Below are 22910 nucleotides of genomic sequence, written 5' to 3'. Positions count from 1 at the left end.
GGGTCAGGGGCGGCACGCGGCCGCCCCGCTCATCGGGTCAGAACAAGGGCGATTCGGCGCCGAGCCACTTGGCGATCAGCGCGTTCAGCGTGCCGTCATCCTTCATCGACTGGATCGCCGCGTCGAACTTGTCGCGCAGTTCGGGGTCGGACTTGCGGAACGCTGCCCCGATGCCGCCGTCAAGCTGCACATCCTCGCCAACGAAGACCAGATCGCCCTCGGCCACATAGGGAGACAGGAAATCCTTGTCCGCCAGCGCCGCATCGGCCTCGCCCTTGCGCACGGCCGCGATCGTGTCCTCGGGATTGGCGAATTCCAGCAGCGTTGCGCCGGTATCGACCACATGATTGGCGTGAATCGTGCCGGTCTGGGCCGCGACCACGCCGCCCTCGATATCGGCATCCTCGGCCAGGCCGACATAGGACGAGACCGAGGGGGGCGTGTATTCCTGAGCAAAATCAATCACCTGCTTGCGCTCGTCCGTGATGCTCATGCTGGCGATGATGACGTCGTAATTGCCCGAGAGGAGGTTCGGAATGATCGAATCCCAGTCATTCGTGACCCAGACGCAGTTCAGCGCGGCGCGCTTGCACAGCTCGTCGCCCAGTTCGCGTTCGAACCCGTCGACCTCGCCGTTGTCGTTGATGAAATTGTAGGGAGGATAGGCGCCTTCGGTGCCAAGGCGGACGACATCCTGTGCAAGGGCAAGGCCCGCCGAAAACGCAAGCGCGGCGGTGCCGAGGATCAGGGACTTCATGGTTACTCTCCCGTTGGTCTGGTTGGGCGGTTCAGGCCGCCACGGTTGCACTTAGAAACTGCTTGAGACGCTCGGACCTTGGCGCGCCGAACAACTCGTCGGGCGGGCCTTCTTCCTCGATCAGGCCCTGATGCAGGAAGATGACATGGTCCGACACATCCGCCGCCAGCCGCATGTCATGGGTGACCAGGATCATCGTGCGCCCCTCCTCGGCCAGCACCTTGATGACCCGCACCACCTCCTGTTGCAACTCGGGGTCGAGCGCCGAGGTCGGTTCGTCGAACAGAAGCGCGCGCGGCTGCATCGCCAGTGCCCGCGCGATCGCGGCGCGCTGCTGCTGGCCGCCCGAAAGCTGCGCAGGCCAGGCATCGGCCTTGTCGCCGATCCCCACCTTGTCGAGCAGCGCGCGGGCGCGGATCTCGACCTCGGCCCGATCCTCGCCCAGCACGGAGATTGGGGCCTCCATCACGTTCTGGAGAATGGTCATGTGCGCCCAGAGATTGAACTGCTGGAACACCATCGACAGGTTGGTGCGGATGCGGATGACCTGACGGCGGTCGGCGGGTTGGCGGTTCGGGCCGATGCCGCGCCATGTGACGGGCTCGCCCTCGAACAGGACCTCGCCCTGCTGGCTGTTCTCGAGCAGGTTGGCGCAGCGCAGAAGCGTCGACTTGCCCGAACCGGACGAGCCGATCAGCGAGACGACATCGCCCCGATGCGCGGCAAGGCTCACGCCCTTGAGGACCTCCAGAGCGCCATAGCTCTTGTGAAGGTCGCGGATTTCAAGGACGGGCGGTGTTGCGTCTGTCACGAAGGGTGGCTTTTGTTGCTTGACGGCCCCGAAGTAGGGCGCGATTCCGCTGCGATTGCAACGGGGAACCGACGGAAGGCGCGGGCTGCGCCCAGGATTTGGGCAGTTGCGTCCGATCCGCTCGCCCTTGGGTTTTGCACGCCTTTCAGCTGCTGCGCCGGCTCTCGGCCCGGTGGCGGGCCAGCGCGCTGTCGCGGTCGTTCACGCCCAGCAGGTTGGCCACCAGTCGCAACAGCCCGTCCTCGGCCTCGTCACGGATGCCATCGGCCAGAACCACGTCCCACAGCGACTCGATCACGCCTTCGCGCTCCTCGTAGGGCACGGCGTCCTTGATCGCGCGGGTGAAGCGGACGGTATCGGGTGCCTCGGCTTCCAGCGCCTCGGCCCGCAGGCGCAGGGCATGGGCGTCCGCAGGTGGCAGGCCGTAGCGGGCGGCAAGAATGCGGTCGATCCGCTCGGCCTCTTCACGGGCGTATTCGCCATCGGCGCGCGCAATGCGCACCAGAAGCGCGCCCAGCGCGAGGCGCGCATCGCCATCGGGCAGGCGGTCGGGGTCGGGCCGGAACAGCCGACTGAGAAAATCGGTGAACATGGGGGTGATATACGATGCCTGCGCGCGTCGGAAAAGCGGGTTCAGCCCTCGTAGCCCGCGACGATTACCAGATCGCCCTCGGACACGGGGTCGCGCAGGGCGCGGGCGGCCTGGTAGGCGGGGCTGTCATAGCAGGCCAGCGCGGCCTCGAGGCTGGGAAACTCGATCACCACGGTGCGCCTGCGCGCAGCGCCCTCGCGCAGCTGCTGCTCGCCGCCCCGCACCAGAAAGCGCGCGCCGTATTCGGCGAAGGGCGCGGTGTTGGCCGCCTTGTAGCGTTCATAGGCCTCTGCGTCATGCACGTCGACATGGGCGACCCAGTATCCCTTGGGCATGGTCTTCATCCTTTCAGACTGGCGAACAGGGCGGTGAGGCGGGCGGCCTCGTCTTGCGCGCCCCAGGGCGGGTTGGCGATGAACATGCCCGAGCCGATCAGGCCATGTCCCGGCCGCGCCGGGGGAAAGCGGACCTGATGATCCAGCGCGTCCGGGAAGGATTCGCAAAGCGCGGCGATCATCGGGGCATGCGGCGCGGCGGGCAGGATCGGATACCACAGCGCCAGCGTGCCCACCGCCCATTTGCGGTGGATCGCTGCAAGGTGGCCGGGGATCGCGGCATAATCGGCCTTCACCTCGAAGCTGGGGTCGATCAGCATCAGCCCGCGCCGGGGCGTGGGCGGTACCAGCGCGCGGGCAGCGCGAAAGCCGTCCTCTGGGCGCAGATGCGAACCGAACGGGGCCATGACCTGCGACAGCGCCTGATATTCCTGCGGATGCAGTTCGGCCAGGTGCATCACGTCGCCCTTGCGCAGCGACAGCGCGGCCAGAAGCGGCGAGCCGGGATAGGCGGTCGGGCCGAACCGCGCGCGGATCTCGACCAGGCGCCGCCGGTAGGGGTGGTCGGCGGGCAGCCGTCCCTCAAGCGCACCGATGCCCGCTGCTGCCTCGCCGGTCCTGACCGCCTCGGGCGCGGCAAGATCGTAGAGACCGCGCCCGGCATGGGTCTCGATATAGCTCAGCGGCTTGTCCTTGCGGGTCAGGTAGTCGAGCATCGCGCATAGAAGCGCGTGCTTGTGCACATCGGCCAGGTTTCCCGCGTGATAGATATGCTGGTAGGAGAGCATCGCCCTAGACCAGCCGCGACACCTCGACCGCGGCGCGCACGAAATCGGCGAACAGGGGATGCGGGGCGAAGGGTTTGGATTTCAGTTCGGGATGGAACTGAACGCCGATGAACCAGGGGTGATCCTTCCATTCGACGATCTCGGGCAGGCGGCCATCGGGCGACATGCCGGAAAAGACCAGCCCGCAGGCCTCCAGCTTGTCGCGATACTTGATGTCCACCTCGTAGCGGTGGCGGTGGCGTTCCTCGATCACGGTGGCGCCATAGATCCCGGCCACCTTCGAACCGGCTGCCAGATGCGCGGTGTAGCTGCCCAGCCGCATCGTGCCGCCCTTGGTGTCATCGGCCTTGCGGATGACGGTCGCGTTGCCCTGCACCCATTCCTTGAGGTGATAGACGACCGGCGTGAACCGCTTGCGGCCCGCCTCGTGGTCGAATTCCTCGGACCCCGCATCGGCCAGATGCGCCACGTTCCGCGCCGCCTCGATCACCGCCATCTGCATGCCGAGGCAGATGCCGAGATAGGGGATTTGCCGGGTGCGGGCGAATTCGGCGGCCTTGAGCTTGCCTTCGGTGCCGCGTTCCCCGAACCCGCCGGGCACGAGGATCGCGTGGAACCCCTCGAGCCATGGCGAGGGGTCTTCGCGCTCGAATAGCTCGGCGTCGATCCATTCGGCCTTGACCCGCACCCGGTTGGCCATGCCGCCATGGGTCAGCGCCTCGGCGATGGATTTGTAGGCGTCCTCGAGCTGGGTATATTTCCCGACGATGGCCACCCGCACCTCGCCCTCGGGATTGAAGATACGGTCGGAGACGTCCTCCCATTTGCCCAGGTCGGGCTTGGGCGCGGGGCTGATCTGGAAGGCATCCAGAACCGCCTGGTCCAGCCCCTCGCGATGATAGGCCAGCGGCGCCTCGTAGATCGACTTCAGGTCCTGCGCGGCGATCACGGCATCTGGGCGGACGTTACAGAACAGCGCCAGCTTCTCGCGCTCCTTCTCGGGGATCGGCCCTTCGGAGCGGCAGACCAGCACATCGGGCGCGATCCCGATCGAACGCAGTTCCTTGACCGAATGCTGGGTCGGCTTGGTCTTCAGCTCGCCCGAGGCGCGAATATAAGGTAGCAGCGTCAGGTGCATGAAGATGCACTGGCCGCGCGGCCTGTCCTGGCTGAATTGGCGGATCGCCTCGAAGAAGGGCAGGCCCTCGATATCTCCGACCGTGCCGCCGATCTCGCACAGCATGAAATCGACCTCGTCCTCGCCGATGCGGATGAAGTCCTTGATTTCATTCGTGACGTGAGGGATCACCTGGATCGTCTTGCCCAGGTAGTCGCCCCGGCGTTCCTTTTCCAGCACGTTGGAATAGATGCGGCCCGACGAGATCGAGTCGGTCGCACGCGCCGAAACGCCAGTGAAGCGTTCATAGTGGCCAAGGTCCAGATCGGTCTCGGCGCCATCATCCGTGACGAAGACCTCGCCATGCTCGAACGGGCTCATCGTGCCGGGATCGACATTCAGGTAGGGGTCCAGTTTCCTGAGCCGCACGGTAAAGCCGCGTGCCTGCAACAACGCCCCGAGCGCCGCCGAAGCCAGCCCCTTGCCGAGCGACGAAACCACCCCGCCGGTGATGAAGATGAAGCGTGCCATAGGCTTGGCGACCCCCGTGATGCTTGTCGTTTCACTGCCCGATTCGGCGTCGAGCCGCCGCGGTATCACGGGACTCGACATATAGCCGATTGCGCGCGCCGCCGCAACCGGACCGCTAGATGCTGTTAAGGATTTGGGTTTTGCCTCAATCCCTTGTGGGATTTCGGCGGCGCGATCTGCCCGCCCGGACCCGGGCGGGGATCAGTCGGCCCGCGGCGGCAGCAGAGGCGAGATGTCGTCCGGCGCAACCGGCGGGGGCGGCAAAAGCTCCTCGCCTTCGGGCAGACCCGATGTGCCGGGATCCGGCACGGGCGCCTCGACCGGGGCGGGCGCGCCGCGGACGCGGTCAAGGACCGAGACCCCGGCGGCGTTCTGTGCGGCGATGATGGTCAGTGTGATCGAGGTGCCGATGAAGCAGATCGCGAAGAACCAGGTCAGCTTGCCCAGCGGCGTCGACGGTGCGCGGCCGGTGACCGCACCGCCGCCGCCCATTCCGAGGCCACCCCCTTCGTTGCGCTGCAACAGCACGATGCCGATCAGGCAAAGCGCCAGGATCAGGTGGACGATGAGGATGACGTTTTCCATGCGAGGCGGCCCCGGGCTTGGTCTGGCGGTCTACCTAAGCCCAACGGGCCGCCCCCGCAACCCCTTCAGGCCTGAGCCGTCCTGGTCTCTGGTTTCCTGGCGGCCGCGCTCTTCTTGGCCGGCGCCTTGGTCCCGCGGCGCCAACCCATCGCGCTGGCCAGGATCAGCGACAGCACCGCTATGCCGCCCCAGATATTGGTCGCGCTGACAACCGGCTCGACGATGCCCTTGTCGATCAGGATGTAGCTCAGAAGGCCGAAGATGATGACGACAAGGAACAGGCCCACGACACCCAGCGCGCGCAGCGCGCCGATGATGTAGACCAGAAACGCGATGGCGAGCATGGCGCCGAGCCCGATCACCAAGGACCTCTGGTCACCTTCGAAGTTCGCCTGCGCCCAGGTCGTGTAGTTGTATTGGGTCGGGTTGTAGGCGGCTGCCAGAAGGATTGCGGCAATCGCCCAACGAAGCAGAAATCCGGACATTTCTCGTCCTCCGTGGTTATATTTCGACAGAAGCCGACTCGCGACAGATTTTACCTCTGGATAGTCCCGTTGCGGCGACAAATGGCCTGCCTCATCGTCGCAGGGACATTCGGACCCGCGGGATGGACGCGAAATCCCGCCGGTCGGCGGTCGGTTCGTGCCGCGGCGGCATTGTCCGAGAAAACCGCTTGCCTCGGCGACCATGGCCGATATACCGGCACGGGTTTGAATCCAGCCAAGCGAGGAAGACCGCCATGGCCAATGTCGTCGTCGTCGGCGCCCAGTGGGGCGACGAGGGGAAAGGCAAGATCGTCGACTGGCTGTCGGAACGCGCGGATGTCGTCGCGCGGTTCCAGGGCGGCCACAATGCAGGCCATACGCTGGTGATCGGCGGCGTTACCTACAAGCTCAATGCGCTGCCCTCGGGCGTGGTGCGGGGCGGCAAGCTTTCGGTGATCGGCAATGGCGTGGTGCTCGATCCCTGGCATCTTCTCAAGGAGATCGAGGCGATCCGGGCCCAGGGCGTCGAGGTCTCGCCCGAGACGCTGATGGTCGCCGAGAACACACCGCTGATCCTGCCCTTTCATGGCGAACTGGACCGTGCGCGCGAGGCGCAGACGGCAGTGGCGAGGATCGGCACGACCGGGCGCGGGATCGGGCCCTGCTACGAGGACAAGGTGGGGCGCCGGGTGATCCGCGTGGCCGATCTGGCCGATGACGCGACACTGGAATTGCGGGTGGACCGGGCGCTGGTGCATCACAATGCCCTGCGCGCGGGGCTGGGCCTGTCCGAGATCGACCGGGACGCGCTGCTGGCCGATCTGCGCGCCATTGCCCCCGAGCTGCTGCGTTATGCCGCGCCGGTCTGGAAGGTGATGACCGAGGCGCGGCGCGCGGGCAAGCGCATCCTGTTCGAGGGCGCGCAGGGGGCGCTGCTGGATATCGACTTTGGCACCTATCCCTTCGTCACCTCGTCGAACACCATCGCAGGCCAGGCCGCCACCGGCACCGGCATGGGGCCGGGGGCGATCGACTTCGTGCTGGGCATCGTCAAGGCCTACACGACGCGCGTGGGCGAGGGGCCGTTTCCGACCGAACTGGACGATTCCGATGGCGAGCGTCTGGGTGAGCGGGGCCGGGAATTCGGCACGGTGACGGGGCGCAAGCGGCGCTGCGGCTGGTTCGATGCGGTCCTCGTGCGCCAGACCTGCGCCACCTCGGGGGTGAGCGGGATCGCCCTGACCAAGCTCGACGTCCTGGACGGGTTCGAGACGCTTCGGATTTGCGTGGGCTATGATCTTGACGGACAGCGGCTGGACTATCTGCCGACAGCCGCCGACCAGCAGGCGCGCTGCGTTCCGATCTACGAGGACCTGCCCGGATGGTCGGACTCGACGGAAGGCGCGCGCACCTGGGCCGACCTGCCTGCCAACGCGATCAAATATGTCCGCCGGGTCGAGGAGTTGATCCAGTGCCCGGTCGCACTACTCTCTACGTCGCCTGAACGTGACGATACGATCCTTGTAACCGACCCCTTCGCAGATTGATGGCCCTGTCCTGGAAAGCCCGCCGCCGCTGGTCGCTCGTGATCCTTCTGATCGGGCTGCCCGCCTATATCATGGTGGCCGTCAGCGTGGTGGCGCTGTTCGACCGTCCGCCATCCTGGCTCGAACCGGTGGTCTATATCACGCTGGGCATCGTCTGGGCATTGCCGTTTCGGTTTGTTTTCCGTGGCATCGGCCAGCCGGACCCGGACGCCTCTGGTGCACCGCCGCGGGTCCGTTCCGACAAGGCGGACCCCGGCGCGGCGCGGGGCAGCGATGTCGATGGGGCGCCGGGCAAGGACAGTTCCGCAGGACGATAGCGTAAACGGGCCTGCGGCGGAGCGATCCGGGGTTCCTGCCTGTCGCTTGCCAAAAAGGGTTGCTCCATGCGCGGTCGATCACGGACCGCGGGGCCGACCCCCAGGAACTTCTCAGGCGTGGCTGCGTGCCGCCTCTGGCGTTTCGCCGTCTGGGGCAAGTGTCGTCAGCACAAACTCTCCGCGCCGGACCTTCCTGAAGGTGCCGTTCCGCAGCAGACCTGCGAAGGCCCGCAGCAACTCTTCGCGCGAGTCCCCCTCGCCAAGGCGGGCCCGCGCAAGCCGCAGCACCTCGGGACGGGTGAAGCGTTCCAGCCCGCGTTCGACCTGCAGATAGGTCGCTGCCGCCTCAAGCAGGTCGGCCATGCCGGTGGGGCCGTATCCTTCCAGGAACCGGGAGAATTCCTGATCGTTGGCTGACTCGGCCTCTGGATTGTCGGCGGCCATGCCGACTTCGGCGTCCGTGGCGGTGACGCGCCGGGGGCGGATCGCCATCGGGGTCTCGCCCGGGTAGGGGGGCGGCATGTCGACGCGCTGTTCCGAGACCAGCATGAGCGGGGCAAGCCGCCGGGGTTCGTCGGTTGCGGCGTCGGACCCGGCCGTACGTTCGCCGCGCACCACCTTGGCCAGCACCTCGCGATAGGGACGGCGCGCGTGCTCGTCCTCGGACCCGGCTGAACGGGCTGCGCCCGACTTGATTTCGGCGAAGGTCGCGGCCACCGCAGCCTTGAGATGCGCGATCGAACTGTGGCGGCGCGTCTGCTCTGCACCGTCGAGCTTGGTGTTCGTCACGTCCCAGATCCGCTGCAATGCGGTCTCGACCCGGGTGGGGGCCTCCGGTTCTTCGTTCGCTGCGTCGGCGGCACCGTCCGCATCGGGCGATGCCTGCGCGGCGGTGGGCAGCTCAAGGGGCGCGGTCTCGTCGCCCTGGACATCGCGGGCCGCGGGCGGCGTTCGCTCCAGGGCGAGGGGCTGATCGAGAAGGAGTGGCGTGTCAACTTCGCGCCGCACCTCCTGCGCCGCTTCGTCATCCGGGGTCCCGGAGTCTCGCAGCGCGATGCCCGCGTGTCCGGCGTCTACCCGCGGCGCGTCCTCGTCCGAGACCTCCTCGCGGGCCGCCGCCGCGGTCACTGCGCCGGTGCCGTCGTTTTCTTCGGGGGCTGACGTGTCGCGAGCCGCCTCGGGGGCCTCGTCCCTGGTGGCGCTGAACTCGGCCCATACGGCGGCAAGCTCGGCCTGAAGCTCGGCCTCGAGCGCATCGGGCAGACGCGCCTCGTCCGGTGTATGCTCCTGCGTTGCGGTCTTGGTCGCAGCCAAGGGACGCAGCGGGGCCTCGGGCCAGCGGGCGACGACATCCTCGCGCTTGAGCTTGAGAACCCGGGCGCGGGCGCGCGGCTTGGCAGGCACGGGATCTGTGGGGGGCGCGATCACGGTCGCGGGGCGGGTGTCGAGAGCGGCGAGAATGCGCGCCCGCGCGCCCGAATCCGTGTCATCGTCACCGTCGTCAGAGAGCGTTGCCTCTGCGACCTGCGCGGGGGGCGTGGCGGGCGCAGCATGCGGGGTTGTCCCCGCAACCGGGTCCGGCGCGGTATCTTGGCCGGTGGCGCGCGGTTCTGCGGCCGGTCCGGCAAACGGTGGCTCCGGCGCTTTTGCAGCCGGATCAGGCGACTTTGGGCCGGGCTGGCCCTCCGCTCGGCGGGCTGCGGGCGTTTCCACCTTGAACCCGGCCTCTGCAAAAGGGGCGGAATATTCGGCCGGGGCGGCGGCGCGCGCGTTTTCGACTACGGCGCGGATGCGCGCGAGCTTGGCTGCGACGGTTTCGGGTTCGTCGGAAGGGCGCAATCCCGGTGCGGCCTGCGGTTGCTCTTCCTGGGTGCGGGTCGGCATCTCGGCAAAGACCCGCGGCGCCTCGGCGGACAGATCGTCGCCTGGCACATTCGCGGGACGAAGCAGGATTCCACCCTCGTCGACGCGGGCCTCGACGCGCTTGCGGATCTCGCGTTCGGCGATGCGCTGCAGCATCGCGGCGTCCGGGCTGGGCGGTTCCGCGCCGAAGAAACGGTCCTCGGCCGCAAGGTCACGGAAATATTCGGCGATGGCCTTCATCGTGTCGAAGGAATCCTCGAACCCTTCGAGGGTGCACGAGAAGGTGCCGTAGGACACCGTAAGTATCTTGCTTGCACCAACCATGTTCGTTCGCTTTCTCCCCCCGCTCATAGCGCGAGTATTTACCATAGGCTCCTTCCTAAAGATGAACAGAAAGTGTTTTTTCGTGGATTTTTCGACGTTTCGGTTGCATTGACCCTGGTCCTGACCCATTGCTGCAAAAATGTTGCCGCGATTGCTCCAGAGTCCCGACCCGATCGCAATCCTCGGGGGAGGTGTCGTTAACCCGAATCAGCTGGCGCGGGTTGTGGGCCTTGTGTCAGACGTGGTGGCTGCCGATGGCGGGGCGGATCACGCGCTTGCCGCCGGGCTGATGCCGCGTCTGGTGATCGGGGATTTCGACTCGATTTCGGATCGGACGCGCGCCGCCTTGCCGGTCGAGCGACTGTACCATGTCACCGAGCAGGAAAGCACCGATTTCGAGAAATGCCTGCGCGCGGTGGCCGCTCCGCTGATGCTCGGTCTGGGCTTCATGGGGGCGCGGATCGACCATGCGCTGGCGGCGATGAACGCGCTGGCGCGTTATCCCGACCGGCGCTGCATCCTGATCGGCGAGGCGGATATCTGTTTTCTCTGTCCGCCGGAGTTGCGCCTTGCCCCGCCGCAAGGCGCGCGGCTGTCGCTGTTCCCGATGGGGCCGGTGCGGGGCGAGAGCGAGGGGCTGCGCTGGCCGATCGCCGGGCTCGACTTCGCGCCGGGCGGGCGGATCGGCACCTCGAACGAGGTCACCGGCCCTGTGACGCTGCGCATCGAGACCGGTGCCATGGTGGTTATCCTGCCCGAGACGGAACTGGAGGCCACCGCCGCGGCGCTCATGGCGCAGGTGGCGGCGGGCGGTTCAGGTGACGCTCGCGCATGAAGACGTAAAGTCCGGCGCCCATGATGATCGCGATGCCCGCCAGGGCCTGGGCGTCGGGCAGATCGTCGAAGATCAGGAAGCCCAGAACGGCAGCGGCGACGATCGCGAGATATTGAAGCGGCGCGATCACCGCGGTGGGCGCGCATCTGAGCGCGGCGCGGATCAAGAGATGCGCGACCATGGCGGCAAGCCCCACCCCGGCGGGCCAGAGCCAGAAGATGCCCCGTGGCATGACCGGGTCGAGCGGGGCGATACCGGACCCTTCGGAGACCGCGAGCAGCGGCAGCACGATCACGCAGGCGTCCAGCGCCGTCCACGCCTGCAGCGCCACCGGATGGGTGTGGCGCGCCACCTGCCGGGTCGCGACCATGTAGCAGGCGAAGAACAAGGCTGTCAGAAGCGGCAGCAGGGCCGCCGCCCCGAAGGCGGCAAAGCTCGGCCCGATCACCAGAAGCGCGCCGACAAAGCCGATGATACAGGCCAGAACCCGCCGCCAGCCCACGGTTTCGCCCAGCACCAGCGCACCCAGCAGCGTCAGGATGAAGGGCTCGACGAAGAAGATCGCGATGGCATCGGCCAGCGGCATCACCCGCAGCGCGGCGAAGAAGGCGGAGGTGGCGGCGAGAATGCGGTCGGGCGCGCGGCTCATCGCGCAGTGATGCACCGGCCCTGCGATCCCGTCCAGCGCCCTGCCCGGTATGCGGGCGGCGGGGCAGGGGGGCGCTGCCCCCCGTCCTTGCGGACTCCCCCCGGGATATTTGAAGCCAGAAGAAGGATGGAAGCTACAGCGCGGTCAGGGGGCTCAGCAGTTCGGCACGTTGACGGCCAGCCCGCCCAGCGCGGTTTCCGCGGCGTTTTCAACCTGTTCGGGGCTGCCGCCCATGACCGCGGCCAGCCCCGCCGCCGCCATCGCCGCGGCCGAGCCGACCTCGGCCTGGCAACCGCATTCGGCGCCCGAAATCGAGGCGTTGCACTTGATGATGCTGCCGATGGCGGCCGCGGTCAGCAGGAAATCCCCGATCTTCGAGGGCTGCGCGCCGGGCACATGATCCAGCCAGTAGCGGATCGTGGCGGGCACAACGCCGGCCGCGTCGTTGGTGGGTGCCGTGACCACGCGCCCGCCGGCGGCGTTTTCCTCGTTCACCGCCATGGCATAGACGCTCATCCAGTCGTTGATCGTGTGCGGCGGCGTCAGGTTCAGCCCGCGTTCGGCGATCAGCGCCTGGTGGATCGCATGTGCCCTGCGGCGTATGTTCAGCCTGCCGGGCAGGGTGCCGTCGGTGGCCAGCCCGCGGTCGATGCAATCGCACATCGCCGTCCAGATCGCCGCAAGCCCGTCTTCAAGCGCGGGGGGGGGCTGCGCCGGGTCAGTTCGTTCTGCCGTTTCATCTGCGCGATGGTCAGGCCGGATCGGGCGGCCATGTCCGGCATCTCGGCCGCGTTGCGAAAGGGGTAGGGGACGGGGGCGCCTGTGCCGTCCTCGGGATCACCGGACGCAAGCTCGGCCGCCGTGCGCACGAAGCCGCCGCCGATGGAATAATAGGTCTCGGTCAGGATCACGTCGCCCTGGGCGTCGGTGGCTGACAGGACCATGCCATTGGCATGGCCCGGCAGCGCGCGGTCGTGGTCGAAGACCAGATCCCGGGCAGGATCGAAGGCGAGCGGGTCCAGCCTCTCGGGCATGACGCGATTCTCTGTCCGGATACGGGCGAGGGCGGCTTCGGCGGCATTGGTATCGCAGGTTTCGGGGCTCACTCCGTCGAGGCCCGGTATGACTGCCCGATCGGTGGCATGCCCGACACCCCTGAAGGCCAGCGAGCCGTGCAACGTCGCGCGCAGGCCATGGGCGCGAAAGGGCGAGGGGCGCAGCAGGTCGAGAAACCGCGCCGCGGCCACCATCGGCCCCATCGTGTGCGAGGACGAAGGCCCGATGCCGATCTTGAAGATGTCGAAGACGGACAGATACATCGGACTCCTCCCCGTCATCATTACTGGCATGGCCTGCGCCATTTTCCATCCCGAAAGCGACGTTTCGCGCGGAGCGCGCGGTCGTGCCTCCTGTGCGATTGCCCCTCGCAGCCCTGATCCAACTTGCCTATAAGGGTACGGAGCCTAGAGAGGAGACTGCCCATGTCCACCGAGCTTTCCCCCATCGAGAAGGCCAAGTTCGTTGCCGCCAGGCGTGCCAGCGACATGGTAGAAAACGGGATGAAGGTGGGGCTGGGCACCGGCTCGACCGCGGCCTGGATGGTGCGCTGCCTGGGCGAGCGCGTGCGCGAGGAGGGGCTGAAGATCAGGGGCGTGCCGACCTCGACGCGCACGGCCGACCTTGCGCGCGAGGTGGGGATCGAGGTGATCGCGCTGGACGAGGCGGGCTGGCTGGACCTGACCATCGATGGGGCGGACGAATTCGATGCCGAGCTGAACCTCATCAAGGGGGGCGGCGGGGCGCATTTGCAGGAAAAGATCGTCGCCAGCGCGTCCGACCGCATGGTGGTGATTGCCGATTCGGCCAAGGAGGTGGCGCATCTGGGCGCCTTCCCGCTGCCCGTCGAGGTGATCCCCTTCGGCTGGAAGACGACGCGCAAGCTGGTCGAGGAGATGCTGGAGGGAATGGACGTGCTGGGCCGCGACGTCACGATCCGCATGAACGGCGCGATGCCCTTTGTCACCGATGAGGGCAACCATATCCTCGATCTCCACCTGCTGCGCATCGGCAACCCGCGGCAGTTGGCGCTGGTGCTGAACCAGGTTCCCGGTGTGGTCGAGAACGGGCTGTTCATCGGCATCTGCGACACCGTGGTGATCGGTCATGGCGATGGCCGGGTCGAGCTGCGCGACGTGGCTGCGGGCAGCGTGCAACAGGACAGCATCGAATTCGCCGAAAGCGAGAACTTGTTCAAGGATGTCTGAGCGCGGCATGGCCTTCGACTACGATCTTTTCGTCATCGGCGGCGGTTCGGGCGGGGTCCGGGCGGCGCGTCTGGCCGCCAGCGAGGCGGGCGCACGGGTCGGGCTGGCCGAGGAATACCGCATGGGCGGGACCTGCGTGATCCGCGGTTGCGTGCCCAAGAAGCTGATGGTCTTCGCCTCGGGTTATGCAAGCGCAATGCAGGATGCGCGCGCCTATGGATGGGATGTCGCGGCGGGCGGCTTCGACTGGGCGGCGTTCCGGGCCAGGCTGGATGCCGAGCTTGACCGGCTTGAGGGTATCTATCGCGGCAACCTGCAGAAGGCAGGGGTTGAAATCTTCGATACGCGCGCCGTGCTGGCCGATGCACATACCGTGCGGCTGGCCGATGGCACCGAGAAGACCGCGCGCCATATCCTGGTCGCGACTGGCGGCCGGCCCTTCGTGCCCGAGTTCCCCGGGTCAGAGCATGTCATCACCTCGAACGAGGTGTTCAGGTTCGAGGCGCTACCCAAGCGCATCCTGATCGTCGGTGGCGGCTATATCGCCTGCGAGTTTGCGTGCATCCTGAGTGGCTTGGGCGTCAAGGTGACGCAGTATTATCGCGGCGCGCAGATCCTGCGTGGTTTCGACGAAGAGGCGCGCGGCCATATCGCCATGGCGATGTGCGACCAGGGCATCGGCCTTCGGCTGGGCTGCAACGTGCAGCGGATCGACCGGGTCGCGGACGGGCTGTGGGTCAAGGCCACCGACGGACATGACGGGGTATATGATGCGGTGCTTTACGCGACCGGGCGAGTCCCCAACACCGCGGGTCTGGGTCTTGAGGATCTGGGCATCGGGCTGAAGGAGAACGGCGGGGTCGAGGTCGACGGCTATTCCCAGACCGCTGTGCCCTCGATCTATGCGGTGGGCGATGTGACCGACCGCATCAACCTGACGCCCGTGGCGATCCGCGAGGGCGCGGCCTTTGTCGAGACGGTGTTCAAGGGCAACCCCACGCGCGCCGATCACGAACTGGTGCCCGGCGCCGTTTTCACCCGGCCCGAATTCGGAACGGTGGGACTCAGCGAGGAAGAGGCGCGCGCCCGCGGCGGGGTGGAGGTCTACGCAACCGCGTTCCGGCCGATGCAGTCGGGCTTTGCGGGACGCGAGGATCGGGTGCTGATGAAGCTGATCGTCTGCGCCCATACCCGCAGGGTTCTGGGGTGTCATATCGTCGCCGACCATGCGGGCGAGATGATCCAGTTGGCCGCGATCGCGATCCGGATGGGCGCGACCAAGGACGACTTCGACCGCACCGTCGCGGTGCATCCGACCATGGCAGAGGAACTGGTGACGTTGAAGGCGCCGGTCAGGACGTGGTGAAGGCGGGTTGAATTCCGCCCCCGAGCGACCAGTTAGGTCACACGAGTTTGCGAGACGAGCGAGAACGACAACAGGAAAGAGGTAAGACCTGGATGGCTGGACAAAGTGGCGGTCCCTGGGGTGGCGGAGGCCAGGGCGGTGGCAACCGCGGCGGTAATGGCGGTGGCCGCGGCCCCGGCGGTGAGCCGCCCCAGATCCCCGAGATCGACGAGCTGATGCGCCGCGGGCAGGAACAGTTGCGCGTGCTTATGGGCGGGCGTGGCGGGCACGGCTCCGGTCCGAAGCTGACCAAGGGCGGGATCGCGCTCGGCGTTCTGGCGGCCGTCGTGGTCTGGCTTTTCTCTTCGCTGTATACGGTCAAGCCCGAGGAACAATCGGTCGAGCTGTTTCTGGGCAAGTATTATGCAACCGGCCAGCCTGGTCTGAACTTTGCCCCCTGGCCGGTGATTACTGCCGAGGTGGTCAACGTTACCGGCGAACGCACCGAGAATATCGGCATGCGCCGGGGGGCCAAGGAAGACGGGCTGATGCTGACCACCGATGCCAATATCGTCGATATCGACTTCCAGGTGGTCTGGAACATCAACGACCCGGCGAAGATGCTGTTCAACATCCGCGATCCGCAACTGACCGTGCAGGCCGTGTCGGAATCGGTGATGCGCGAGATCATCGCCGCCTCGCCGCTGTCGCCGATCCTGAACCGCGACCGGGGCATCATCGCAGACACGGCGCGGCTGAACATCCAGGAGACGCTGGACGAATATGACAGCGGCATCAACATCGTGCGGATCAACCTCGACAAGGCAGATCCGCCCACCGAGGTGATTGACAGCTTCCGCGAGGTTCAGGCTGCCGAACAGGAACGCGACCGCCTGCAACGCCAGGCAGATGCCTATGCAAACCGCGTCGTGGCACAGGCACGAGGCGAAGCTGCGCAGATCATCGAGCAGGCCGAAGCTTATCGTGCCCGTGTCACCAATGATGCGCTGGGTGAGGCCAGCCGCTTCAGGGCGGTCCTGGCCGAATATGTCAAGGCGCCAGAAGTCACGCGCAAGCGGCTATATCTGGAAACCATGGAAAAGGTGATGGGCGAGGTGGACAAGACCATTCTGGATCCGGCGGTGCTGGGTGGCGATGGCGGTCAGGGCGTTGTGCCCTACCTTCCGCTTAACGAACTGCGCCGCAGCACGACCGGGGCAGGGGGGAACTGAAGATGCGCAAGACGATGATGATCGTTCCGATCCTGTTCCTGGCGCTGATCCTGGGGCTGTCCTCGGTCTTCGTGGTGGACGAGCGCGAAAAGGCGCTGGTGCTGCAATTCGGCCAGATCAAGGCGGTCAAGGAAGAGCCCGGGCTCGCCTTCAAGATCCCGTTCATCCAGGAGGTTGTCCGTTATGACGACCGGATTCTGTCGCTGGACACCGACACGATCGAGGTCACGCCCTCGGATGATCGCCGGTTAGTGGTCGACGCCTTCGCCCGCTATCGCATCGCCGATGCGGTGCAGTTCCGTCAGGCCGTTGGCGTCGGCGGGCTGCGTGCGGCCGAGGACCGGTTGTCCTCGATCCTGAACGCCCAGATCCGGGCGGTTCTGGGGGCCGATCGGGTGACGTCGGACACAATCCTGTCCGAGGATCGGCGCATCCTGATGACGCGGATCCGCGACCAGTCGCGCGAGCTTGCCCGCAGTATAGGTCTGGAAGTGGTTGACGTGCGGCTGAAGCAGACCAATTTGCCCGCACAGAACCTCGAGGCGACCTTTGCCCGGATGCGGGCCGAGCGCGAACGCGAGGCCGCCGACGAGATCGCCCGCGGTAACGAGGCGGCGCAGCGGGTGCGCGCACTGGCCGACCGGACCGTGGTGGAACTGGTCTCGGATGCCGAGCGAGAGGCGCAAATCACCCGAGGCGAGGCCGATGCCGAGCGCAACGCGATCTTCGCCGAAGCCTTCGGCTCCGATCCCGAGTTCTTCGCGTTCCTGCGCTCGCTGCGGGCCTACGAGAATTCGCTGATGGCGGGCAATTCGTCGATGGTGCTGACGCCGGACAGCGAGTTCTTCGACTATCTCAAGCAGGCCGAGCGTCCGCAACCGTCGGCGCCGGGGATTGCCGCGGCGCAATGAGCTTTGTCATTCTGGCCATGGGGCTGGTTCTGGTCCTGGAGGGGCTGGTGTTCGCACTGGCCCCTTCGCGTCTGGACGAACTGGTTGACCTGATCCGCCGCATCCCGCCGGAAACACGGCGGTTGATCGGGCTGGTCGCCGTTGCGATGGGCACCGCGCTCATCTGGCTTGCCCAAAGGCTTGCGGGGTGAAACACTGCGCCAATCACGGCCTGTTGACACGCCGCGACGGGCGTTGAGTTGCATCGTCTCGCGTCAGGCGCATATCGCAGGAAACAAGGGTTTCGGTCCCCGCACGCTCTGGCCGGACCCGCAGGGAACGCATGCAGGAGGATCCAAGCGTGACATCGCAGGCCATTTCCAATACCGCCCGTCCCGCGTCGGCCTGGCTTGGCCCGGCGCGCGCATTGGCGCTGGCCGCCGCCCTTGCGCTGGGACAGGCATCCGGCGCGCTGGCCCGCGCCGCGCCCGAAAGCTTTGCCGATCTCGCCGAGCAGGTCAGCCCGGCGGTGGTCAACATCACCACCTCGACCATGATCGCGGGCCATACCGGTGTGATGCCGATGGTCCCGCCGGGGTCGCCTTTCGAGGACTTCTTTCGCGACTTCATGAAACCGGATCGCGACGGCACCCGCCCGCCACGCCGCAGTCAGGCGCTGGGTTCGGGCTTCGTGATCTCGCCTGACGGCTATATCGTCACCAACAACCACGTCATCGAGAAGGCCGACGAGATCACCATCGAGTTCTTCTCGGGCATGACTCTCAAGGCCAGTGTTGTCGGCACGGACCCCAATACCGATATCGCGGTTCTGAAGGTCGAAAGCGACAGTCCGCTGCCTTTCGTGTCCTTCGGCGAGTCCGATGCGATGCGGGTGGGCGACTGGGTGATGGCCATGGGCAACCCGCTGGGTCAGGGCTTTTCGGTCTCGGCGGGCATCATCTCCGCCCGGGGCCGGGCACTGTCGGGCAGCTATGACGACTACCTGCAGACCGATGCCGCGATCAACCGCGGCAACTCGGGTGGTCCGCTCTTCAATATGGCGGGCGAGGTGGTGGGTGTGAACACCGCGATCCTGTCGCCCAATGGCGGTTCGATCGGGATCGGTTTCGCGATGTCCTCCACGGTGGTGACGAATGTGGTCGACCAGCTCAAGGAATTCGGCGAGACCCGGCGCGGCTGGCTGGGCGTACGCATCCAGGACGTGACCCCCGACATGGCCGAGGCGCTGGGCCTGGAAGAGGCGCGCGGCGCGCTGGTGACCGACGTGCCCGAGGGTCCGGCAGCCGAGGCGGGCATGGAACAGGGCGACGTGATCCTCAGCTTCGACGGGGTCACGGTGGACGACACCCGCGGGCTGGTGCGCCAGGTCGGCAACACCGCCGTCGGCAAGACCGTCAAGCTGACCGTGTTCCGTGGCGGCGAGACGGAAACGCTGGACGTGACGCTGGGCCGCCGCGAGACTGCCGAAGGGGCCGTGCCCGCGGTTGCCTCGCCCGATACCCCCGATGAACCCGACACGCGCGAGATGCTCGGAATGACGCTTGCGCCCCTGACCGACGCTCTTCGCGAACAGCTCGAACTGGGCGCGGCGGCAGAAGGGCTTGTCATTCAGGACATCGACGAAACGGGCGAGGCCTATGAAAAAGGCCTGCGCGCGGGCGACCTGATCACCGAGGCAGGCCAGCGCAAGGTGCTGACCATTGCCGATCTCGAAGCCCGCATTTCCGAGGCCCGCGATGCAGGGCGCAAGTCGTTGCTGCTTCTTGTGCGCCGCGACGGAGAGCCGCGCTTCGTGGCGCTGTCGGTCACAGAAGACTGAATCGCCAGAAACACAAGGGGCGCCCGTCATCGGGCGCCCCCTTCGGGTCCGGGCGATGCCCGCTCAGTAAAGCCCGGCCACTCGCGCCCGTAGCGTGACCAGCGCCAAGACCGCGTCAATGGTTGGCGTGGGCGTGCCGGTGACGCGCCCCAGCTCTTGCACCGAACCCACCAGCGCGTCGATCTCCATCGGTCGGCCCATGGTCAGGTCCTGCAACATCGACGTGCGATGCGCTCCCACGGCCGCACCGCCCTCGATCCGGCGATCGACGTCGATGGGGAATCTCACGCCCAGCTTCTCGGCGATCTCCTGCGCTTCCAGCATCATGTTGCGCGCTACCGCCCGCGTGCCCGGATCGGTACACAGCACATCCAGCGTCGCATGCGTCAGCGCCGAAATCGGGTTGAACGACAGGTTCCCCCACAGCTTGACCCAGATTTCGTCGCGCAGCCTGGGCCGCACCGGAGCCTTCAGCCCCGCCGCCGCCAGTGCCTCCGACAGCCGCACCGCACGCTGCGATTTCGATCCGTCCGGCTCGCCCAGCGAAAAGCGGTTGCCCTCGATATGCTTGACCACGCCCGGCTCGATCACCTCGGCCGCCGGATAGACCACGCAGCCCAGCACCCGGTCCGGCCCGAACCCGTTCCATTGCGCATCGCCCGGATCGACCGAGGCCAGCCGCGTGCCCTCCAGCGGGCCGCCGATCTTGTGGAAATACCACCAGGGCACCCCGTTCACGCCGGAAACGATGGTCGTATTTTCCCCGATCAGCGGCTTCATCTTCTCGACCACCGGCGGCACCGAATGGGCCTTGAGCGTGACCACGACGTAATCCTGCACCCCCAGATCGGCCGCGTTGTCAGAGGCATTGACCGGCACGGTCACGTCCGTCCCGCTTTCCTCCTCGATCAGCCGCAGCCCGCGTTCCTTCATCGCCGCCAGATGCGGGCCGCGCGCCACCAGGCTGACCTCGGCGCCCGCCTGTGCGAGCTTCGCCCCCATATAGCCGCCGATGGCGCCCGCTCCGAACACGCAGATCTTCATGCACAATCCCTCGTCCTGCCGCGGACCCGCGCCCGCCGCCCTGTCTTCTTCTGGCCGTAAATATCCCCGCCGGAGGCAGCCCGGCCCCTGGCCGGGCTCCCTTCACGCAGCGCTTTCCGTCAGCCCCAGCTTTTCGGCCAGTCCGATCCGCTGCAGCTTGCCGGTCGCGCCTTTCGGGATCTCGTCCAGGATCACCACCTTGCGTGGCACCTTGAAGTCGGCCACCCGCGCAGCCGCGAAGTCGCGGATCTCGCGCTCGGTCGCCTGCATGCCCTCCTTCAGCACCACCGCCGCCGCCACCTCCTCGCCAAGCTTTGGATGGGGCAGGGCGAAGGTCACGCATTGCGCGATGGCCGGATGCTCCATCAGCACGCCATCGACTTCCAGCGGACTCACCTTCTCGCCGCCCCGGTTGATGATCTCCTTCAGCCGCCCGGTCAGGTGCAGATAGCCCTCGTCGTCGAAGGCCCCCTGGTCGCCGGTGCGGAACCAGCGCCGACCCTCGGCCTCGAAGAAGCTTTTGGCGTTCGCCTCGGGATTGCCCTCGTAGCCCGGCGTCACGTTCGGACCCGAGATCACCACCTCGCCCGTGCCGTCTGTCAGCCGGTCCTCGATCTCATGGGCGATGCGCACCTTCGGCCCCGCCTCGATGCCGACCGAACCGGGCTTCTGCGCGCGGGGGGGCAGCGGGTTCGAACACATCTGGTGGGCGGCCTCGGTCATGCCGTAGCCCTCGATTACCGGCGCGCCGAAGGTCTCGGCCAGTTCGGTCATCACCTGCGCGGGCAGCGAGGCCGAGGACGAGCGCAGGAAGCGCAGCCGCGCGGCGTCGATGACATCGCGGTTGCGGCCGGCACGCGACAGGATCGCCTGGTGCATGGTCGGCACCGCGGTATACCAGGTCGGGTCGGCATCCTTGAGCCAGCCGAAGAATTTCAGCGCGTCGAAGCCCGGCGCGCACCAGATCGAGGCTCCCGCCGAGAGCGAAGCCGAGACGGCGGCCAGCAGCCCGTGGATATGGAACAGCGGCATCACGTTCAGGCAGCGATCCGCAGGCGTCAGGTCCAGCGAGGCGCGGATATTCGCGGCCGAAGCCGCGACATTCGATTGCAGCAGCGGCACGATCTTGGGCCGGGACGTGGTGCCCGAGGTGTGCAGGATCAGCGCGACATCGCCGGGCAGCGGCTCGCCGGTATCGCAGGCCCCGCCGCCGCCTTCGGCCACAAGCTCGAACTCCCCAGCTGGTGCCGCCGGATCGAAGCGCAGCCGCAGCACGGTCAGCCCGAAACGATTGGCCGCGGCCAGCGCCGGGCCGGTATAGCCCTCGGCCAGAACGATGGCCTTGGCCTTCAGATCCTCGAGGTAAAAGGCATATTCGTCCTCGCGATAGGCGGGGTTCAGCGGCGCGGTCGTCGCCGCCCGGGTGATGGTGACGAAGGCCGTGGCCATTTCCGGCCCGTTCGGCAGGACGATGGCCACCCGGTCGCCCCGGCCCACGCCCGCGGCGTGAAGCTGGCCAGCGACCCGGTCGCCCAGCGCGCGCAACCCGCCATAGCTCAACCAGTCGCGGCCCGGCGCGCCGATGGCGGGGCTCGTGTCGTCATGTCCCTGGAGCAATGCCTTGATGGTCGTCACCTCGATGTCCTTTCTCTAGGTCGTGTTGTCCCTGCGGGCATCCGGCCGATCATTCGGCCGGCGCGGGACGCTTGGCGATGCGCCGGTGCAGCATCTTGATCAGCGGCAGCGCGAAGAAGATCGTCGCCAGCGCCAGGAAGGTTGCCGACAGCGGCCGCGAGATGAAGAAGGTCACATCGCCCTGGGCGCTGATCAGCGTCTGGCGGAAGCTTTTCTCCATCAACGGGCCCAGCACAAGTGCCAGCACAAGCGGCGCGAGCGGATAATCCGCCTTGCGCAGCAGGTAGCCCGCTACGCCGAAGCCCGCGATCAGCCAGACATCGTGAAGTTTCTGGCCGGGCGCAAAGCCGCCCAGGATGCACAGCACCAGCACCATCGAACAGAGTACCGAGAACGGCATCCGCAGCGCCCAGACGAAAAGCGGGATCAGCGCGATGTTGATCAGCACCGCCGCAAGATTGGCGGTGTAGAGCGAGCTGATCAGCCCCCAGACGAAATCCTGCTGCTCGATGAACAGCATCGGCCCCGGCATCAGCCCCCACATCACCATGCCGCCCAGCAGCAGCGCGGTGGTGGGCGAGCCGGGGATGCCCAGCGTCAGCATCGGCAGCAGCGATCCGGTCGAGGCGGCATTGTTGGCGGTCTCGGGCGCGGCCACACCCTCGATATTGCCCTTGCCGAAGGTCTCGGGCTTCTTCGAGAAGGTGCGCGCCAGACCATAGCTCATCAGCGAGGCGGGTGTTGCGCCCGCGGCGGGCAGCATACCGACGAAGAAGCCCGGCACCGAGCCGAAGCTCATGGTCTTCCACATGCGGTTCATCTCGCGGATACCGTCGATCAGGAGGTCGCGCATCCGCAGCCGTGCCGTCGAGACGGCGGGCGAGATGCACGAGGTCTCGATGGTGTAAAGCACCTCGCCCACGCTATAGACCCCAATCGCCAGCACCAGAAAGCTGATGCCCGAATAGAAACCCGGAATGTCGCCGAAGATCAGCCACGGCTGGCCCGAGATCATGTCCAGCCCCACGGTGGACAGCACCAGCCCGAGGCAGATCATCACGATGGTCTTGAGCGTGTCGTCCCCGCCAAGCCCCACGAAGGTCGTGAAGGCCAGCAGAACGAGC

General features: G+C 66.8%; 21 protein-coding genes and 2 pseudogenes. 9 read left to right on the top strand and 14 right to left on the bottom strand.

What is annotated here, in order from left to right; genetic code table 11:
- Nucleotides 1-37: 37 nt before the first annotated feature.
- The 8 genes from ENN83_RS06630 to ENN83_RS06595 form a co-directional block, all read right to left on the bottom strand.
- Complete coding sequence (locus ENN83_RS06630) at nucleotides 38-757, bottom strand: transporter substrate-binding domain-containing protein (RefSeq protein WP_287185396.1); 720 nt, start codon at nucleotides 755-757, stop codon at nucleotides 38-40.
- 31 nt (nucleotides 758-788) lie between these two features.
- On the bottom strand, nucleotides 789-1568 hold the full coding sequence (locus ENN83_RS06625; protein ID WP_287185394.1) for an ABC transporter ATP-binding protein: 780 nt from the start codon (nucleotides 1566-1568) through the stop codon (nucleotides 789-791).
- Nucleotides 1569-1713: 145 nt separating this feature from the next.
- A complete protein-coding gene (locus ENN83_RS06620; RefSeq protein WP_287185392.1) occupies nucleotides 1714-2160 on the bottom strand; it encodes a TerB family tellurite resistance protein in 447 nt (148 codons plus the stop codon).
- 41 nt (nucleotides 2161-2201) lie between these two features.
- Nucleotides 2202-2495, bottom strand: coding sequence for a DUF1330 domain-containing protein (locus ENN83_RS06615; protein ID WP_287185391.1), 294 nt, complete (start codon nucleotides 2493-2495; stop codon nucleotides 2202-2204).
- A gap of 5 nt (nucleotides 2496-2500) precedes the next feature.
- Nucleotides 2501-3283 carry a 23S rRNA (adenine(2030)-N(6))-methyltransferase RlmJ gene (locus ENN83_RS06610; protein WP_287185389.1) on the bottom strand — a complete coding sequence of 261 codons (783 nt, stop codon included), beginning with the start codon at nucleotides 3281-3283 and terminating at the stop codon, nucleotides 2501-2503.
- A 4-nt stretch (nucleotides 3284-3287) separates the two neighbouring features.
- Nucleotides 3288-4931 carry a CTP synthase gene (locus ENN83_RS06605; protein ID WP_287185387.1) on the bottom strand — a complete coding sequence of 548 codons (1644 nt, stop codon included), beginning with the start codon at nucleotides 4929-4931 and terminating at the stop codon, nucleotides 3288-3290.
- Nucleotides 4932-5132: 201 nt separating this feature from the next.
- A complete protein-coding gene (secG, locus tag ENN83_RS06600) occupies nucleotides 5133-5516 on the bottom strand; it encodes a preprotein translocase subunit SecG (RefSeq protein ID WP_287185385.1) in 384 nt (127 codons plus the stop codon).
- 65 nt (nucleotides 5517-5581) lie between these two features.
- Nucleotides 5582-6001: a DUF6524 family protein gene (locus ENN83_RS06595; protein WP_287185383.1), complete on the bottom strand. Its 420-nt coding sequence runs from the start codon at nucleotides 5999-6001 to the stop codon at nucleotides 5582-5584.
- A 254-nt stretch (nucleotides 6002-6255) separates the two neighbouring features.
- On the opposite strand from ENN83_RS06595, the gene ENN83_RS06590 reads away from it, so the two are divergent.
- Together ENN83_RS06590 and ENN83_RS06585 are read left to right on the top strand one after the other, a co-directional pair.
- The gene (locus ENN83_RS06590; protein ID WP_287185382.1) at nucleotides 6256-7548 is read left to right on the top strand and encodes an adenylosuccinate synthase; all 1293 of its coding nucleotides are present in this window, start codon (nucleotides 6256-6258) and stop codon (nucleotides 7546-7548) included.
- A pseudogene (locus ENN83_RS06585) lies at nucleotides 7548-7760 on the top strand (DUF2842 domain-containing protein); the annotation flags it as partial. The gene ENN83_RS06590 and the pseudogene ENN83_RS06585, both read left to right, overlap by 1 nt.
- A 216-nt stretch (nucleotides 7761-7976) precedes the next feature.
- Here ENN83_RS06585 and ENN83_RS06580 read toward each other — a convergent pair.
- Nucleotides 7977-10052: a hypothetical protein gene (locus ENN83_RS06580; RefSeq protein WP_287185380.1), complete on the bottom strand. Its 2076-nt coding sequence runs from the start codon at nucleotides 10050-10052 to the stop codon at nucleotides 7977-7979.
- A 139-nt stretch (nucleotides 10053-10191) separates the two neighbouring features.
- Between ENN83_RS06580 and ENN83_RS06575 the strand changes: the two genes are divergently transcribed.
- Nucleotides 10192-10887 (top strand): thiamine diphosphokinase, encoded by a 696-nt coding sequence (locus ENN83_RS06575; protein ID WP_287185378.1) that lies wholly within the window; start codon nucleotides 10192-10194, stop codon nucleotides 10885-10887.
- Here ENN83_RS06575 and ENN83_RS06570 read toward each other — a convergent pair.
- Both ENN83_RS06570 and ENN83_RS06565 read right to left on the bottom strand, forming a co-directional pair.
- Entirely contained in the window at nucleotides 10841-11536 is a 696-nt protein-coding gene (locus tag ENN83_RS06570) for a DMT family transporter (protein WP_287185377.1), read from the bottom strand. The genes ENN83_RS06575 and ENN83_RS06570 overlap by 47 nt on opposite strands.
- A gap of 186 nt (nucleotides 11537-11722) precedes the next feature.
- Nucleotides 11723-12855, bottom strand: a pseudogene (locus ENN83_RS06565) (L-serine ammonia-lyase); the annotation flags it as partial.
- A 162-nt stretch (nucleotides 12856-13017) separates the two neighbouring features.
- Between ENN83_RS06565 and rpiA the strand changes: the two are divergent.
- The 6 genes from rpiA (at nucleotide 13018) to ENN83_RS06535 (ending at nucleotide 19107) form a co-directional block, all read left to right on the top strand.
- Nucleotides 13018-13800 (top strand): ribose-5-phosphate isomerase RpiA, encoded by a 783-nt coding sequence (rpiA, locus tag ENN83_RS06560; RefSeq protein WP_287185375.1) that lies wholly within the window; start codon nucleotides 13018-13020, stop codon nucleotides 13798-13800.
- 7 nt (nucleotides 13801-13807) lie between these two features.
- Nucleotides 13808-15166: a glutathione-disulfide reductase gene (gene gor / locus ENN83_RS06555; protein WP_287185415.1), complete on the top strand. Its 1359-nt coding sequence runs from the start codon at nucleotides 13808-13810 to the stop codon at nucleotides 15164-15166.
- A 92-nt stretch (nucleotides 15167-15258) separates the two neighbouring features.
- On the top strand, nucleotides 15259-16377 hold the full coding sequence (gene hflK / locus ENN83_RS06550; RefSeq protein WP_287185374.1) for an FtsH protease activity modulator HflK: 1119 nt from the start codon (nucleotides 15259-15261) through the stop codon (nucleotides 16375-16377).
- Between the two features lie 2 nt (nucleotides 16378-16379).
- A complete protein-coding gene (gene hflC / locus ENN83_RS06545) occupies nucleotides 16380-17288 on the top strand; it encodes a protease modulator HflC (RefSeq protein WP_287185372.1) in 909 nt (302 codons plus the stop codon).
- Complete coding sequence (locus tag ENN83_RS06540) at nucleotides 17285-17479, top strand: DUF2065 domain-containing protein (RefSeq protein WP_287185371.1); 195 nt, start codon at nucleotides 17285-17287, stop codon at nucleotides 17477-17479. The genes hflC and ENN83_RS06540 overlap by 4 nt, the downstream gene beginning before the upstream one ends.
- A gap of 131 nt (nucleotides 17480-17610) precedes the next feature.
- The gene (locus tag ENN83_RS06535) at nucleotides 17611-19107 is read left to right on the top strand and encodes a DegQ family serine endoprotease (protein ID WP_287185369.1); all 1497 of its coding nucleotides are present in this window, start codon (nucleotides 17611-17613) and stop codon (nucleotides 19105-19107) included.
- Nucleotides 19108-19170: 63 nt separating this feature from the next.
- Here the strand turns inward: ENN83_RS06535 and ENN83_RS06530 are convergent, their stop codons facing one another.
- The 3 genes from ENN83_RS06530 to ENN83_RS06520 form a co-directional block, all read right to left on the bottom strand.
- Nucleotides 19171-20151 (bottom strand): 2-dehydropantoate 2-reductase, encoded by a 981-nt coding sequence (locus tag ENN83_RS06530; RefSeq protein ID WP_287185368.1) that lies wholly within the window; start codon nucleotides 20149-20151, stop codon nucleotides 19171-19173.
- Between the two features lie 102 nt (nucleotides 20152-20253).
- Complete coding sequence (locus ENN83_RS06525) at nucleotides 20254-21786, bottom strand: acyl--CoA ligase (protein WP_287185367.1); 1533 nt, start codon at nucleotides 21784-21786, stop codon at nucleotides 20254-20256.
- 49 nt (nucleotides 21787-21835) lie between these two features.
- On the bottom strand, nucleotides 21836-22910 hold a 1075-nt coding region (locus tag ENN83_RS06520), incomplete at its 5' end, for a tripartite tricarboxylate transporter permease (RefSeq protein WP_287185365.1).

It is taken from the genome of Rhodovulum sp., from assembly GCF_011048875.1.
Taxonomy (GTDB): Bacteria; Pseudomonadota; Alphaproteobacteria; order Rhodobacterales; family Rhodobacteraceae; genus Rhodovulum; species Rhodovulum tesquicola.
Note: the sequence above shows the minus strand (reverse complement) of the source record. Positions and strands in the feature narration are given on the sequence as shown.